This window comes from Aestuariivirga sp., assembly GCF_965227715.1.
In the GTDB taxonomy this organism is placed as follows: domain Bacteria; phylum Pseudomonadota; class Alphaproteobacteria; order Rhizobiales; family Aestuariivirgaceae; genus Aestuariivirga.
Window position 1 is genome coordinate 1,005,940 of the sequence record NZ_OZ245771.1, and the last position, 14,335, is coordinate 1,020,274.

Genomic DNA, 14,335 nt, shown 5'->3' on the forward strand with positions numbered 1-14,335 from the left:
CCTTGGGGATTAACATGGCGCGGGGGGCCGCAAAACCGGAGCTGGCAGGGGACATATCGCGCCGCCGCTCTTCAGGAGCAGGTCATGACCAAGCGAATTGAACCATCTGATACGCCACCCGTGCAGGAACCAGAAAGTGGTGGCGGGGAAGAGGCCGAAGGAACCGCGGCACCAATCCCAATGCAAAAGGCAGCGCCGAGCTGGATACTAAGTCACACAGGACAACAGCTGACGCGCGAGGAACTTCTGGCGCGGTACCGCCGTCAGCGCGCATTGCCGGACGATCCTTTTGAGCAGACGGGAAGGCCCGTGCCGCCCCCTGGGTACCGCGACAAGATTATGTCCGAGCCGCGACCCGCTGCCCGGTTCGTCGAGCGTCAGCCGGTAGAACCCGAGGAGCTCAAGTCCGCGCCACGGTCCGCCAGGAGCTTCACCTTAGGCCAGACCCTCGCCATTGCTGCGGGCGTGGCGTTGCTCGCAGGCGGAGGTGCCAGCCTCATAAGCGCGCGGCTGTCTAGCACGCAGCAGGCTTCTGCGCCGGTCGAAGCGCTTGCTGCCCCTCCCCTTGCAGATGCAGCCCCCGCTGCCCAAACCCTCCGGCAACTGCAGCCCGTGGAAGCGGCAGCAGAGCGCTCAACGACTGTTGACAAGAAGCCGGTTGCGACGGCGACACTCGACGTGGCGGATGCTGAGGGTGTAACCAACAGTTATATTCCGCTTGCACTTCACGCGGAGCCCGCAGGCCTCAATGAGGACATGCTGCTCAAAATATCCGGTATTCCCGAAGGTGCCTATCTTACCACCGGCCATCGTGAGAACGATCAGATCTGGTCCCTATCCTTGGCTGACCTCAAAGATTTGAAATTGGTTGTGCCGAAGGCGAATCAGCCACAATTTGATTTGGCTGTCGCCGCCTTCGAGCCAAAGACGGGCGAGTTGGCGGCGCCCGTCAAAACCATGACGGTGGAATTGAACGACGTCGTTGTACAGCCGACATCGGCGCCGCCTCCGGGCCAAATTGAGAGCAGCGCATCAAAAGCAACGCTTCCTGGCGCTACGGGTATATCATCTGCTCTGCCCACAGCAATTCCGCCGCCCCAGAGCATCAAGGTGGCATTGGCGCAGCCTGAAAGTTCGGCCGGCGTGCAGCAGCTCATCTCGGAGGGCTCGTCACTCATGCGGACGGGCGATGTGCGCGCAGCGCGCAACAACTTCGAGCGTGCTTGGGGTACGGACGGCTCAGGTGCTGCCGCATATGGGCTTGCACGAAGCTATGACCCGGTTGTGCTTGGGTCTCTTACGCTCAAGAACGTCGATCCTGACAAGACGCTGGCGCTACAATGGTACCAGCGCGCCGCCTCCGCCGGGAATGAAGATGCAGCGGAAGCCATCATTAGACTGCAACTCAAGCCTTGATCAGCTGGACGGCCTGCCGCCCAGCGCAGCATCCAGTTTGCGATCCCGGCCATAGATGTCCGGCCGGAATTCAAGGCTGCCGCCATCGCCCTCAAAGGCCGTGGCATAAATCAGATGGACAGGGATATGCTGCGGCAGGCTAACCCTCGTGGTCTTGCCGCTGGCGAAAGTCGCATCGATTTTAGACTTTGGCCAGCCGGCAACTTCACCGACCAAGTGATAGGCAAGATCCATCGGACGCGAAAGCCTTATGCAGCCGTGGCTGAAGGCGCGCGTTGTCGCCAGGAATTTATCTTTGGACGGTGTGTCGTGAAGATAAATATTGTAAGGGTTTGGTAGCATAAATTTGACCTTGCCCAGCGCATTTTTGGGTCCCGGCTTCTGGCGGAAGGTGAATGGAAAGTTGCCCGGCCCATAGGCATTCCAGTTGATGCCGCCCCACGAAGCGAGCTTTCCGTTCATGAAGACTTCAAAATCTCCCGCATAGGCAGAAGAACTGCGGCGGAGCTTCGGCAGCATCTCCTTGGTGGCAATGGAATAGGGTACGGTCCAAGTTGGGTTTATCTCCACATATTCCATGTCATCTGAGAATTCGGGCGTCTGGGTGGCGACGGCGCCAACCACTACATCCATCCGCTCCACCATCTCTTGCTTCTCGACTTCCTGAAGCTCAAAAGCAGCGAGATTGACCATGAAATGGTGCTCTCCGAGGTTCTCCGGCATCCAACGCCAACGTTCCATGTTGAGCGTAATCTGGCGGGCACGATCTGCCGGCGGAATATTGAGTGCGATCACCGTCTGCTTGCCGATGATGCCCTTGGCCTCAAGCCCGTGGCGGAGCTGGAAGCTTCTGACCGCGAGCACGGTGGTTGAATCATATTCATCTCCCTCACCGCCGCCGGGATGATCTCCCGTCAATATCAGGCGCTGGCGGATGGCGGGAATGCGCGGATCGCTTTCACCTGGATTAACGTTACCGCCCGGATCGATCGCAGGCCACTTTACTGATTCCGCCATGGCGCGGTAAAGCGCCAGCATCTTCTTCAGCGCCTGGTAATGCGGATTGTGCGATTCGAATGCCGCGAGGAAGGCATTAGGGTCGTTCTGCTTGGGAAATTCCGTCAGTATACTGAGGATATCAACGGTCTTGCGGCTGCGGTAGAGGCGCGGATCCACTTTCTGCGGCGTGAGGCGGCCGATCTTCAGATCCGTAGCATAATTAACATAGAATGCCGTGAAGAAGAGTTCCGCGGCGGCGGCATCTTCAGCATCGCCTGGCTCCACCGTGTCACGCAACTCGATGAGCGCATCGATCGGGTAGTCAGCCGGGTTCAGGCCATCGTCCGCTGCGTCCGCCAAGCGCTGCAGGAACGTATTCATGCGGCCAGTTCCCACCCAGTACACTGGCCCTTGGTCCCTGATATAATGTGCGATCAGAGCGGGCCTTATTCTCTCCAGTGGAAGCGGCAGGCGTTCAGTTCCATCGAGAATCACCTCAATGGCTGCCTCCACCTCGGACGCGGGCGGTGCAGCCTTCGTGATCTGGGCACTGGCGGCCCCACTTAGGCCCGCCAAGAGAATGAGTGCAAAGAATAGTTTTGTCACCGTCCGCATGTCTTGACCTTTAAACATTCAGGAGCAGGTATTCGCGTTCCCAGGAACTGATCACGCGGCGATAGTGCTGCATTTCTTCGTATTTCACGTCATTGTAGGCTTCGCAAAATTTTTCGCCCAGCACCTGCTTCAGCGCCTTGGTGTAGTTCAACTTGTCCAGGCTTTCGTCAAGGCTTATCGGTAGCGTATGAGCGTAGCGGTAAGCGGAACCTGAAACAGGGTCCGATGGCTTGATCCGCTCCACCATGCCAAGATAACCGCAGGCAAGCGAGGCTGCGAATGCGAGGTATGGGTTTGCATCAGCCCCTGGCACGCGGTTTTCGACGCGGGTGTTTGCCGCATCGGAGGATGGCACGCGCAACGAGACAGTTCGGTTGTCGACCGCCCAATGCACATTGGTCGGCGCATCCGAGTCGGGCACGAGGCGGCGGTAGGAATTCACGTTCGGCGCACAGAGGGAGAGCGCGGCCGCGAGGTAGCGCTGAAGCCCGCCAATATGGTTGAGGAACAGCTTGGACTGTGCCCCATCCTTGCTGGCAAAGATGTTCTTGCCTGTCTTGATGTCCATCACCGATTGGTGGATGTGCATGGAGGAGCCAGGCTCATTCTCATGTGGCTTGGCCATGAAAGTCGCATACATGTCATGCTTCAGCGCCGCTTGGCGCACGGTGCGCTTGAACAGGAACACCTGGTCCGCCAATTCCAGAGGGTCGCCATGGTTGAAGTTGATTTCGAGCTGCGCTGGGCCGCTTTCATGGCTCAGCGTGTCGACATCAAGCTCCTGTGCTTCGCAATAATCATAGATGTCCTCGACGATAGGGTCAAAGTCATTGGCGGCATCGATGCCATAGGCCTGGCCGCCTGGCTCCTTGCGGCCAGAGCGCCCCACTGCAGCATCGAGCGGATAGTCTGGGTCTAGGTTCTTCTTGACCAGATAGAACTCAAGTTCGGGCGCAATGATCGGGCGCCAACCCTTCAGCCGGTAAGCTTCGAGCACCCGCTTCAGCACATGCCGGGGAGAAATCTCAACAGGTGCATCATCAAGATGGAAGGCATCGCAGATCACTTGCGCAGTTGGCTCCGCATACCAGGGCACAAAGCGTATCGTATCCGGATCGGGTTTCATATAAATGTCGATGGCGCTGTCGCTGACGGCGCGCGTATCCTGCACGTAACGGCCATTAATCGTCAGCGTGAACACCTCTTCCGGCACGCGCAATCCGCGGGAGCGGTTTCCGGAGAGAAACTTCTTTGGCGGGAGAATTTTGCCGCGGGCGGTGCCGTTCATATCCGCCACGAGGCATTCCACCTCGCTGATCTTGTGTTGGTGCAGCCATTCCTCAAAGCGCGACTGGGTCATGATTGTCCGGTAATGTTGAAACAACCCAATGTAGCCCGGAAGCTTGACCGAACAAAAGGGGGGCAGCTAAACCCTTTTGATCATGTCAAAATCGATTAATGCTCCAAGCTATTATCTGGCAACCGCCACCCCGTCACCGCGTCACCCCCCGCTCAACGACGATATTTCTGCCGATGTCTGCATCGTGGGGGCGGGATATACTGGTCTTTCCGCGGCAATTGAACTGGCGGAGGCAGGCCACAAGGTGGTCGTACTGGAGGCTCAAACCGTGGGCCATGGTGCCTCTGGCCGGAATGGCGGGCAGATTTGCACCGGGTTTTCCTCCGGTCAGGACAAGATCATCGCGCAGCTCGGCAAAGACGATGCCCGCAAATGCTTTGCCCTAGCGGAAGAATCAAAGCGGCTCCTAAAGGACCGAATCGCCCGCTACGATATCGACTGTGGCTTGCGATGGGGTTATCTCCATGTCCTTCCCAAGCCCAATCGGATGGACGGCCTTCGTGAATGGAAGGACGAATGGGACGAGCTGGGCTACACCGACACACAGCTCATCACGAAATCAGAACTCGCAGACAAACTGGGCACCACTGCCTATCAAGGCGCGCTGCGCGAAGGGGGTGCGGGACATTTCCACGCCTTGAATTATTGCCTGGGCCTGGCGCGGGCCGCAACCATGGCAGGCGCGGTGATCCACGAGTTCTCGCCCGCAGTTGAGGTCGACACCAGCTCCCGCCCTTTTGTGCGGACAGCGAAAGCAAAGGTGAACGCACGCTTCATTTTGATCGCCTGCAATGCCTATTTGGGCCGGCTGGTGCCGAAGCTCTATGGCAAGGTGCTGCCGGTGACGAGCTACATCATCACCACCGAACCTTTGGGTGAAGATCGCGCACGCGCCCTGATCCGCGATGGCGAGGCAGTGGCGGACACGAATTTCATCGTCGATTACTTCCGGATGACGGAAGACACCCGCATGCTCTTCGGGGGTGCCGCGAGCTATACGACGCTGGACCCGCCAGACCTCGGCGCCTTCATGAAGCCGCGGATGACCAATATCTTTCCGCAGCTCAAAGACGCCCGGATTGATTTCGCCTGGGGCGGCTACATCGCCATTACCCATAACCGCATTCCGGATTGCGGTAGGCTGAGCCCCACCGCCTACTATGCGCATGGCTATTCAGGCCAAGGTGTGGCACTGGCGGGCCTCTACGGCAAGCTGATGGCCGAAGCTGTGCGCGGCACTGCCGAACGCTTCGACCTTCTCTCCCGCGTGCGGCACCTGCCCTTCCCGGGCGGCCCTGTGCGTGTGCCCCTGCTCGCCGCCGCAATGTTGTTTTACCGGCTAAAGGATGCTTTGAGTTGATGACCAAGCTGTTCACACCGATAACCTTTCGCGGCCTCACCTTGAAGAACCGGGTGATCGTTGCTCCGATGTGCCAATATTCGGCGCGCCATGGCTTTGCCAACGATTGGCACCTCGTTCACCTCGGACGTTTCGCGCTTGGTGGCTTCAGCCTGGTGATAGCGGAGGCGACGGGGGTAAGCCCAGAGGGCCGCATTTCCTATGGCTGCTTGGGGCTGTGGGAGGACGCCCAGATTCCACCCCTGAAGCGCATTACGGAATTTCTGCACAAGAACGGAGCCGCTGCAGGCATTCAGCTGGCCCATGCTGGCCGAAAGGCTTCATCACCCTTGCCATGGCGAGGGAGTTTCAATGAAACGGATGCCGAGAAGGCGGAGTTTGGCTTCGAGTCTTGGACACCCGTTGCGCCGTCAGCGGAACGTCAGACGCCCTCATCTCCTATGCCAGCCATGCTGGATCTTGCGGGCATGGCACTCGTACGCGAACAATGGGTCGCTGCCACGAAGCGGGCAGAGGCTGCAGGCTTTGACATGATCGAGCTTCACGCGGCACATGGATACCTTCTCAACCAATTTCTCTCCCCCATCGCCAACATGCGCGAGGACGCCTATGGCGGCTGCCTCGAGAACCGCATGCGATTCCCGCTCGAAGTGGCGCGGGCCGTGCGGGCGGCCTGGCCCGTAGAGAAGCCCGCCTTTGTAAGGATCTCAGTGACAGACTGGATTGAAGGCGGGGTTACGGTGGCTGAAAGCGTCACATATGCCAGGGAGTTGAAGGAGATCGGCTATGATGTCGTTCATTGCACGTCCAGCGGCTTTGCGGGAGCGCAAATCCCAGTAGGCCCGCTTTACCAGGTGCCCCTATCAGAAGCCGTGCGCAACGGTGCCGGTGTACCCACAGCTGCTGTCGGCCTGATCACGAAGCCAACAGATGCTGAGCAGATCTTGCAGCGCGGCCAGGCCGATCTGATCGCACTCGCCAGGCAGGCGCTGGATGATCCAAATTGGCCGCTCCACGCCATGCGCGAACTGGTTCAAGGCGACAGCTATGGCAACTGGCCCCCGCAGGCGGGCTATGCCGTGCGCAATAAGGACAGGGCGCTGGGTATCTTTCAGCCGTGATTAAGAGCTGAGCACAACACAAATGTGAAGCACCCGTTCTCCTACTCGCTCAAGGGTGTGGCGCGCGCACCTTTTTGCCAGGCTCTGAGGCAAAGATATTCCATGATGAGGGATGATGCTGCAAGCGAGGTGATTTCGGCATGGTCATAGGGTGGCGAGACTTCGACCACATCCATCGCGACGAAATTGATATCCGTCAGCTTTCGGATGATCGAAGCAGCCTGATGATAGCTGAGACCACCGGGGATGGGTGTCCCGGTTCCGGGTGCCACGGATGGATCCAAGCAATCAATATCGAAGGTGAGGTACGCCTTGTTGGTGCCAACCACGTGCCGGATGATCTCCGCCACATGGGCAGCTGAGGATTCATGAACCTCATCAGCATATATCAGGCGGAAACCGAAAGTGCGCTCGCCAGCGAAGACTGTGCGGAGGCCGATCTGAACCGATTTGCGCGGATCGATGAGACCTTCACGGACCGCGTAGCCGAACATGGTGCCGTGATCGATACGGCCGCCATCATCGGGTTCAACGTCGCGGTGGGCGTCGAAATGAACGAGCGACAAGGGCCCATGCTTCTTCGCATGCGCCTTCAGCAGCGGATAGGTGACGTAATGGTCGCCGCCAAGAGAAATCATCTCAGTGCCAGTGGAAATGATTTCAGTGGCATGGTCTTCCAACCGCTGCGGAAAGTTCTCCTTGCGGCCCCAATCGAAGAAGCAATCACCATAGTCGATGACACCGAGCGTATCGAAGGGGTCAAAATTCCATGGCCAGAACGGACCCCAGGCGTTTTCCGCTGAGGCCTTGCGAATGCCTTCCGGACCGAGCCTGGTGCCCGAGCGATGGGAGACCGCTTGATCAAAGGGAATGCCGGTGATCGCAATATCGGCGCCTGCAAGATCGCGTGTGTACTTTCGGCGCATGAAGGAGAGTGCACCGGCATAGGTTGGCTCCCACTGTGTGCCCTTCAGGGAGTCACGGCGGAAAGCGCTGTCGCCCGGAAAGGGGCCATTGGCATTCATTTCAAGCGACATGGCGCTACTCCGAAAGGACAATTGAATCTTCGGGCGCCCAATGCACCCACACATCTTGGCCACGCTCCACACCAGAACCGCCAAGGCGCTTATCATTTTGCACGTTGACTGAAAGATCGAGCCCGTCAGCCGCCTCGATCACCACATGGCTGGTGTCGCCGTAGTAGGCGACATCGCGCACCCTGCCCCGGATCCGGACGGCGGCCGCGGGTTCAGCAATGGTTATCTTCAGCTTTTCAGGCCGCACCGCGACGGAGACTTGAGCGCCAACGAGACCATCACTTGATAGCTCCATCCGTCCGAGGCCGCGCAACTCGCAATCCACCTTGCGGCCAATCTGGCGGTGTACCCGGGCATCGATCAGGTTCACCTTGCCGATGAAATCCGCAACGAAGCGGTTGCGCGGCTGCTCATAAAGTTCTGCGGGCGTGGCCACCTGCTGAACGGCACCACGGTCCATAACCGCAATGCGGCTTGCCATGGAAAGAGCCTCATCCTGGTCATGCGTGACGATGATGAATGTAATGCCCACCGTTTCCTGAAGCCTGGTCAATTCCATGCGCATGTCGTCGCGGAGCTTGGCATCAAGTGCTGAGAGAGGTTCATCCAGCAGCAGCACCTTGGGGCGCTTGACGAGCGCGCGCGCCAGTGCCACCCGCTGGCGCTGACCACCCGACATCTGATCGGGCTTTCGCTTAGCAAGGGCGGTGAGTTTCACCATCTCCAGCGCTTCGCCGACGCGGCGCCTGATCTCGTCCGCCGCAACGCCGGTGACTTTCAGCCCATAGCCGACATTCTGTTCCACCGTCATGTGCGGGAACACGGCGTAGGACTGGAACACCATGTTTGTCGGCCGCTTGTTGGGCGGCGTATATGCCATATCCTCGCCACCGATGATGATTTGGCCAGAGGTTGGCGTTTCGAGCCCCGAAATCATGCGGAGCAGCGTGGTTTTCCCGCAGCCGGATGGCCCCAGCAGCGCGAAGAACTCGTTCTGCGCAAAATCGAGGGAGACATTGTCCACGGCAGTGACTCCGCCTGGAAAGGCTTTGGTGACGTTGCGGATTGCGACGATCGCGTCTGACATGTTGATCAGCCCTTATCCGCCTTGGGCGGTGCCTGGAGTTTCATGGCAAGAATGGTGGCAATGACGGTAATGACGATGAGAACGGTGGAAGCCGCATTGATTTCCGGCGAAACGCCGCGGCGCACCAGTGAATAGACCTTCACCGGGAAAGTGACCGTCTCCGGCCCCGAGGTGAAGAAGGTGATGACAAAATCGTCGAGAGACAGCGTGAAGGCCAGGAGTGCGCCGGCGATGAGGCCCGGCTTCATGAAGGGCACGATGATGGACCAGAAGGTCTGCCACTCGCTTGCGCCCAGATCCTTCGATGCCTCCTCAAGCTGGCGGTTGAACCCCACGAGCCTCGAGCGCACGACGACTGCAACAAACGGAAAACAGAAGGACACATGCGCGAAAACGATGTTCGACAGATTCAGCGGCCATGGCATATGGACGAAGAACTCCATCAGCCCCGAACTTGCAAAGAACAACAGCAGCGCAACACCCATGCAGATTTCGGGGATCACGATGGGCAACGCCATGAATCCCTCATAAGCGCCCCTGAAAGGGAAGCGGAAGCGCCACATGAGCAGCGCCGTCAAGGCGCCAAGGACAGTTGCGAAGACCGTTGCAATTAGCGCGATCACCAGCGAGTTGGTAAGCGCCTCAATGAGAGAAGCATTGTGCCACGCCTTCACATAGTTATCGAGCGTGAAGCCGCGCCAGATGACGCCGCGCTTGTCCGTATTGAAGGAGAATGCGACGAGCGTGATGATCGGCGCATAGAGTAGGAAGAAAATGACGGTGAAAAGAATTTTCAGCCAGGGGCGGCTGCCATAATCAAGCGGGCTCTGCCCGGGCTTCAGTTTCGCAGCCATCAGACGTCCACTCCCTTGCTGCGGAGCGTGAAGAGATAGCGCAGCGCCAGCGCCCCGAATGTTGCATACATCAGCAGGAAGGACAGGGCCGAACCGAACGGCCAGTCATTTGCCGCCTTGAACTGGCGCTCGATCACGTTTCCAATCATCAGCGCATTGGCGCCGCCCAGCAGATCGGGTGTGAGGAAGGAACCCAGGCACGGGATGAAGACAAGAATGATGCCGGAGATGATGCCGGGCATGGTGAGCGGCACTGTGACTCGCAGAAATGTCTGGAATTGTGAGCCACCGAGATCGAGGCTGGCCTCAAGGTAGGATTTGTCCAGCCGCTCGATGGTGGCATACAGCGGCAGCACCATAAAGGGCATGTAGACATAAACCAGGCCGAAGACGACTGCGAAGTTGTTGTAGAGCATTTCGTAGGGGCCCAGCCCCACGTAATAGAGTGCGAAGTTCACATAGCCCTGGGTACGGAACACCGCGATGAGCGCATAGGTGCGGATCAGCAGGTTGATCCAGAAGGGTAGCACCACAAGCAGCAACAGAAGTGGTTTCCACTTGTCCTTGGCAAAACAGATACCGAAGGCGATGGGATAGGCGGTGAGCAGGCAAAGGGCGGTTGCCAGCGCGCTGATCCAAACCGACTTCCACATGATGCCGAGATAGAGGGGATCAAAAGCGCGGATGTAGTTGGCGATGCCCGTGAGGTAGTCATATCCGTTGATGGCGACCTGGCCGTCAACCATCGCCTTGTCACTGAACGACATGACGAAGAGAAAGCCGAGCGGAATGAGAAAGAAGGCGAGGAGCCAAATGGTGGGCGGAAGTCCCAGGGTCCAGAAGACCCGCGGGTTCTGTTTCCAGTTCTCCAAGATGCCGTCACTCCCCCTGCGTTCTTGTTGGTCGAAACTAGCTCAGCACGGCACTGCACGGCAACCCTGGCTTAGAGCCTTGCCAGCGCCCGGTCCATTGCCGATAGGGCAATGTCCGCATGTTCGCGAGTAAAGGCGAGTGGCGGCCGGATCTTCAGTACATTGCCTAACTTCCCTTCGCTGCCGATCAGGACCCCCTCCTCACGCAAAAGCCCCAGGAGACGGCTGGTTTCCGCAGTTGCAGGCTCCTTCGTGGCACGGTCCCGCACGAGTTCGACGCCGGTCGCGAGCCCTACGCCTCGTACGTCGCCAATGATCTGATGCCGCGCCATCAGGCGCACCAGCCCTTGCCGGAACCAGGCGCCGGTGCTGCCCGCCTTGACGGCGAGGTCTTCGTCCCGGATCACGTCGAGCACAGCAATCCCGGCCGCGCAGGCCACGTTGTTACCGCCGAACGTCGAAAAGAATGGTCCGAATTCGAGGAAATGCGACAAAATCTCGGGCCTCGTGATCACCGCCCCAAGGGGGTGGCCATTGCCTGCAGGCTTGCCGATGGTAATGAAATCCGGCCTGACGCCATGGTGGTTGTGTCCCCAGAAGGCAGGGCCCATCCGGCCGAAGCCCGATTGCACTTCATCGGCGATGAACAGACCGCCCGCGGCGTGGACCCGATTCACCACGCCCTGAAGATAGGATTGCGGCGCATCGAGGATGCCGTTCGACATAAAGGCGGAATCGACCATCAACGCGGCAACGCCGAAGCCGGCTGCCTGGAGTTCAGAGATCGGTAACTCGGCCAGAGCCGCATAGCGCTCCCCAAGATTTTCCTCCGCTGCGCCATAAGGCCCGCGATAGACGTCCGGAGGGGTAAGGAGCCGGATGTGAGGAGCTTGCCAATGGTCGGGCGCGTTGGAGGGCGAGAAAGCATCTATCGCCTCGCTGACGCCATGGTAGGCGAATTCCATCGCAAGCCCACCCGTATGGCCGGTGAACGCCTTGGCCATGCGCCAGGCGAGGTCATTGGCTTCGCTGCCCGAATTGACAAAGACGACGGAACTCAGCCCTTCGGAGGCCAGCGCTACCAGCCTTTCTGCATATTCGATAGGTTGATCCGTGATGTAGCGCGTGTTGGTGTTGAGCGTCCGCGCTTGGCGCGTGATGGCCTCTGTAACGTAGGGATGGCAATGCCCCACATGGGGCACGTTGTTGTAACAATCGAGGTAACGCCGCCCGTCGGAGGCCGTGAGCCACAACCCCTCGCCCTTAACAATGTGGAGCGGCTTCTCGTAGAAGACATAAAGCTTCTCACCCATCACCTTGCGGCGGCGACCGATTGCTTCCTGAGAGTCAGCAGCGTGCACCGGGGCAGCTGCCGGAAATGCGGCGGCACGCCGAACCAGGCCTTTCAGCCTGTCATGCCCGATGCGCCGCAATTCGCGGATCATCGGCATGCTTCGGCTGTTAAAAGCCTCGAAATAGCCCTGCGGCTCTATGCCGTTCTCGACTTTCAGCGCATCTATCAGCGGTGTGAGGAGAAGGCGGACCTCAATCAGATCAACAAGGATATCGGCCTCGGTCTCTTCCAGCGGCGTTAGGCTGGCATAGCCTCGGGTGAGCTGGAATATGGTGTCCGCCGCATCTCCGGCAGGGCTGAGGAAATCGCCAGCCGCATTGGCAAGATCGAGAACGAGCGGGCCGTGAACGATGTCTCCGAAATCGATGACGCCACTTAGCACGCCCGCGTCATTGACTAGGACATTGTAAGGGTGAACGTCACCGTGAATGATCTGGCTGCGCATGGCGCGAAGAGCCGGCTCAGTCACACGGGCGTGGCGGGCAAGGATATCCGCTGCAATCCCACGGTCGTTCTCGGCGAGGTTTGACACCTGGGGTGCGAGGCGCAGCACGTGGCGGGTATCCCACACCAGGTCCCGCGCAGCCGGTGCGCCATTGATAAGGCCTCGCAATGCTCGGCCGAGACGGGCCAGCGCCCGGCCCAGCTCATAAAGTCGTTGCGGGCTCAGTCTCCCGTCGCCCAGCACTGCACCGTCGAGCCATGACAGCACCGTAACCGGATAGCTTACGCCGCCGTGGAAGAGCCACCCGAGCAAGTCCCCGTCCCGCGTGCGCACAAGCCTCGGGACCGGAAAGCTGGGGTCGACGGCGGCGATATGCTCCAGCGCTTCCGCCTGGCAGACGAGGATTGCCTCACCTTCCACCGGCTGACACAGCTTGAAAACGGCGCCGCTGCCATCTGCAGCGGTAACCTTGTAATTCTGATCACGCTCGCCTTCGAGCTTCGTCCAGACGCCGGCCAGGCCATAGGTGCTGGCGGCAAAAGACTGCAACACCTCAAGCGGCAGTGCTGGCGGAGTGAGAGATTTGAGCATGAGGCCTTTGCGGACAGGGAAAGAAGAAGGGCGGCATCTTTAGGATGCCGCCCCGGAAGGTGAAAACCTTAGGAGGCCCGGATGCGCGTCCAGATTTCGTCACGCACCTTGATGGCTTCCTCGCCGAGGTAAAGTGCGGGCTCACATTTCGCCAGCACATCATCAGGCGGGAAGATCACGGGGTTGTTCTGATACTCAGCCGGCATAAGCTCCCGTGCCGCCTTGTTGGTGGTGGCATACTGGATGGTCTGGGCGATGCCAGCACCTTCCTTGGCATCGAGCACGAAATTGAGGAAGAGATTGGCATTTTCAGGGTGCGGAGCGCCCTTGGGGATGGCCAGCGTGTCCTGCCAAATGAGAGAGCCCTCCTTGGGAACGATGTAGTTCAGATCATCGTCTTCGGTCATCACTTGCTTGATGTCGCCATTCCACTCTTCGCAGAGCTTCACTTCGCCGGCGGCCAGCAAGTCCTGGCCGTTGTCAGGTGCGAAAACCTTGATGTTCTTCTTCTGCTTCATCAGCAGTTCTTCGACCTGCTTGAGTTCACCCGCATCTGTCGAGTTCCAGGAGAAGCCGAGATATTTGAGGCCAATGCCCAGCACATTCTGCTGGTCGCCCAGAAGCGAGATGGCGCCTGCATATTCATCGGAGTCGAGGAGCGGTTTCCAGCTGTCCGGCGTGCCTTTCACGGCCGACTTGCGGTAGCCGATGCCGACGGTCCCCCACATATAGGGAATTGAGAATTTCCGGCCCGGATCGAACGCTGCATCCTGGAAGCGCGGATCGATATTGGCCATATTGGGGATTTTGGAATGATCGATCGGGATCACCATGTCCGCCTTGATGAGGCGCTCGAGATAATCATTGGTTGGCACGATCACGTCATAGCCGGGATTGCCCCCCTTGAGTTTGGCAAAAAGCTCATCATTGTCGGCATAAAGGTCCATCTTCACCTCGATGCCGGTGGCATCGGTGAAGTCGGCCAAAGTGTTCTCACCGATGTAAGTATCCCAATTGTAGAAGTTCAGCTTCTTCTCTTCCTCGGCCATGGAGAAGCGCGGCAGGAAGGTGAGCCCTGCAAAGAGGGCGCCTGTGCCCTGCAGCACCGAACGGCGGCTGGGGCGGAAACGCGGACGGAAGGTCGGCATCGTCATTTTCCCTGATTGGCGGCGCCGTACGCAAACCGCACGGCGCCATTTGCGGTTTATTCTGGTGAAGCAACAC

Annotated in this window: 11 protein-coding genes; 3 read left to right on the top strand and 8 right to left on the bottom strand. The window is 59.0% G+C overall.

The window, feature by feature from the left end:
- Positions 1-84 precede the first annotated feature (84 nt).
- Positions 85-1,416 (top strand): hypothetical protein, encoded by a 1,332-nt coding sequence (locus ACO06F_RS04930; protein WP_421695574.1) that lies wholly within the window; start codon positions 85-87, stop codon positions 1,414-1,416.
- On the opposite strand, the gene ACO06F_RS04935 is transcribed toward ACO06F_RS04930, so the two are convergent.
- Positions 1,417-3,048, bottom strand: coding sequence for a L,D-transpeptidase family protein (locus tag ACO06F_RS04935; protein WP_421695575.1), 1,632 nt, complete (start codon positions 3,046-3,048; stop codon positions 1,417-1,419). It lies immediately after the preceding gene.
- Positions 3,041-4,390, bottom strand: a complete 1,350-nt coding sequence (locus tag ACO06F_RS04940; protein ID WP_421695576.1) for a glutamine synthetase family protein — start codon at positions 4,388-4,390, stop codon at positions 3,041-3,043. The genes ACO06F_RS04935 and ACO06F_RS04940 overlap by 8 nt, the downstream gene beginning before the upstream one ends.
- A gap of 82 nt (positions 4,391-4,472) precedes the next feature.
- Between ACO06F_RS04940 and ACO06F_RS04945 the strand changes: the two genes are divergently transcribed.
- Both ACO06F_RS04945 and ACO06F_RS04950 read left to right on the top strand, forming a co-directional pair.
- Entirely contained in the window at positions 4,473-5,750 is a 1,278-nt protein-coding gene (locus tag ACO06F_RS04945) for an NAD(P)/FAD-dependent oxidoreductase (RefSeq protein ID WP_421695577.1), read from the top strand.
- Positions 5,750-6,871: an NADH:flavin oxidoreductase/NADH oxidase gene (locus ACO06F_RS04950; RefSeq protein ID WP_421695578.1), complete on the top strand. Its 1,122-nt coding sequence runs from the start codon at positions 5,750-5,752 to the stop codon at positions 6,869-6,871. The genes ACO06F_RS04945 and ACO06F_RS04950 overlap by 1 nt, the downstream gene beginning before the upstream one ends.
- A gap of 41 nt (positions 6,872-6,912) precedes the next feature.
- Here ACO06F_RS04950 and speB read toward each other — a convergent pair whose 3' ends face one another.
- The 6 genes from speB to ACO06F_RS04980 form a co-directional block, all read right to left on the bottom strand.
- Positions 6,913-7,908 carry an agmatinase gene (gene speB / locus ACO06F_RS04955; RefSeq protein WP_421695579.1) on the bottom strand — a complete coding sequence of 332 codons (996 nt, stop codon included), beginning with the start codon at positions 7,906-7,908 and terminating at the stop codon, positions 6,913-6,915.
- A gap of 4 nt (positions 7,909-7,912) precedes the next feature.
- Positions 7,913-8,995, bottom strand: a complete 1,083-nt coding sequence (locus tag ACO06F_RS04960) for an ABC transporter ATP-binding protein (RefSeq protein ID WP_421695580.1) — start codon at positions 8,993-8,995, stop codon at positions 7,913-7,915.
- Between the two features lie 5 nt (positions 8,996-9,000).
- Positions 9,001-9,849, bottom strand: a complete 849-nt coding sequence (locus ACO06F_RS04965) for an ABC transporter permease (RefSeq protein WP_421695581.1) — start codon at positions 9,847-9,849, stop codon at positions 9,001-9,003.
- Entirely contained in the window at positions 9,849-10,721 is an 873-nt protein-coding gene (locus ACO06F_RS04970; RefSeq protein ID WP_421695582.1) for an ABC transporter permease, read from the bottom strand. Before ACO06F_RS04970 ends, ACO06F_RS04965 begins: the two co-directional genes overlap by 1 nt.
- Before the next feature lie 71 nt (positions 10,722-10,792).
- Complete coding sequence (locus tag ACO06F_RS04975) at positions 10,793-13,111, bottom strand: aminotransferase class III-fold pyridoxal phosphate-dependent enzyme (RefSeq protein ID WP_421695583.1); 2,319 nt, start codon at positions 13,109-13,111, stop codon at positions 10,793-10,795.
- A gap of 68 nt (positions 13,112-13,179) precedes the next feature.
- On the bottom strand, positions 13,180-14,259 hold the full coding sequence (locus ACO06F_RS04980; RefSeq protein ID WP_421695584.1) for an ABC transporter substrate-binding protein: 1,080 nt from the start codon (positions 14,257-14,259) through the stop codon (positions 13,180-13,182).
- Between the last annotated feature and the right edge of the window lie 76 nt (positions 14,260-14,335).

What these genes read in the sequence shown, in the direction of transcription:
- ACO06F_RS04930 (WP_421695574.1), top strand. Translation starts at nt 85, where the DNA reads ATGACCAAGCGAATTGAACCATCTGATACGCCACCCGTGCAGGAACCA.
- ACO06F_RS04935 (WP_421695575.1), bottom strand. Translation starts at nt 3,048, where the DNA reads ATGTTTAAAGGTCAAGACATGCGGACGGTGACAAAACTATTCTTTGCA.
- ACO06F_RS04940 (WP_421695576.1), bottom strand. Translation starts at nt 4,390, where the DNA reads ATGACCCAGTCGCGCTTTGAGGAATGGCTGCACCAACACAAGATCAGC.
- ACO06F_RS04945 (WP_421695577.1), top strand. Translation starts at nt 4,473, where the DNA reads ATGTCAAAATCGATTAATGCTCCAAGCTATTATCTGGCAACCGCCACC.
- ACO06F_RS04950 (WP_421695578.1), top strand. Translation starts at nt 5,750, where the DNA reads ATGACCAAGCTGTTCACACCGATAACCTTTCGCGGCCTCACCTTGAAG.
- speB (WP_421695579.1), bottom strand. Translation starts at nt 7,908, where the DNA reads ATGTCGCTTGAAATGAATGCCAATGGCCCCTTTCCGGGCGACAGCGCT.
- ACO06F_RS04960 (WP_421695580.1), bottom strand. Translation starts at nt 8,995, where the DNA reads ATGTCAGACGCGATCGTCGCAATCCGCAACGTCACCAAAGCCTTTCCA.
- ACO06F_RS04965 (WP_421695581.1), bottom strand. Translation starts at nt 9,849, where the DNA reads ATGGCTGCGAAACTGAAGCCCGGGCAGAGCCCGCTTGATTATGGCAGC.
- ACO06F_RS04975 (WP_421695583.1), bottom strand. Translation starts at nt 13,111, where the DNA reads ATGCTCAAATCTCTCACTCCGCCAGCACTGCCGCTTGAGGTGTTGCAG.
- ACO06F_RS04980 (WP_421695584.1), bottom strand. Translation starts at nt 14,259, where the DNA reads ATGCCGACCTTCCGTCCGCGTTTCCGCCCCAGCCGCCGTTCGGTGCTG.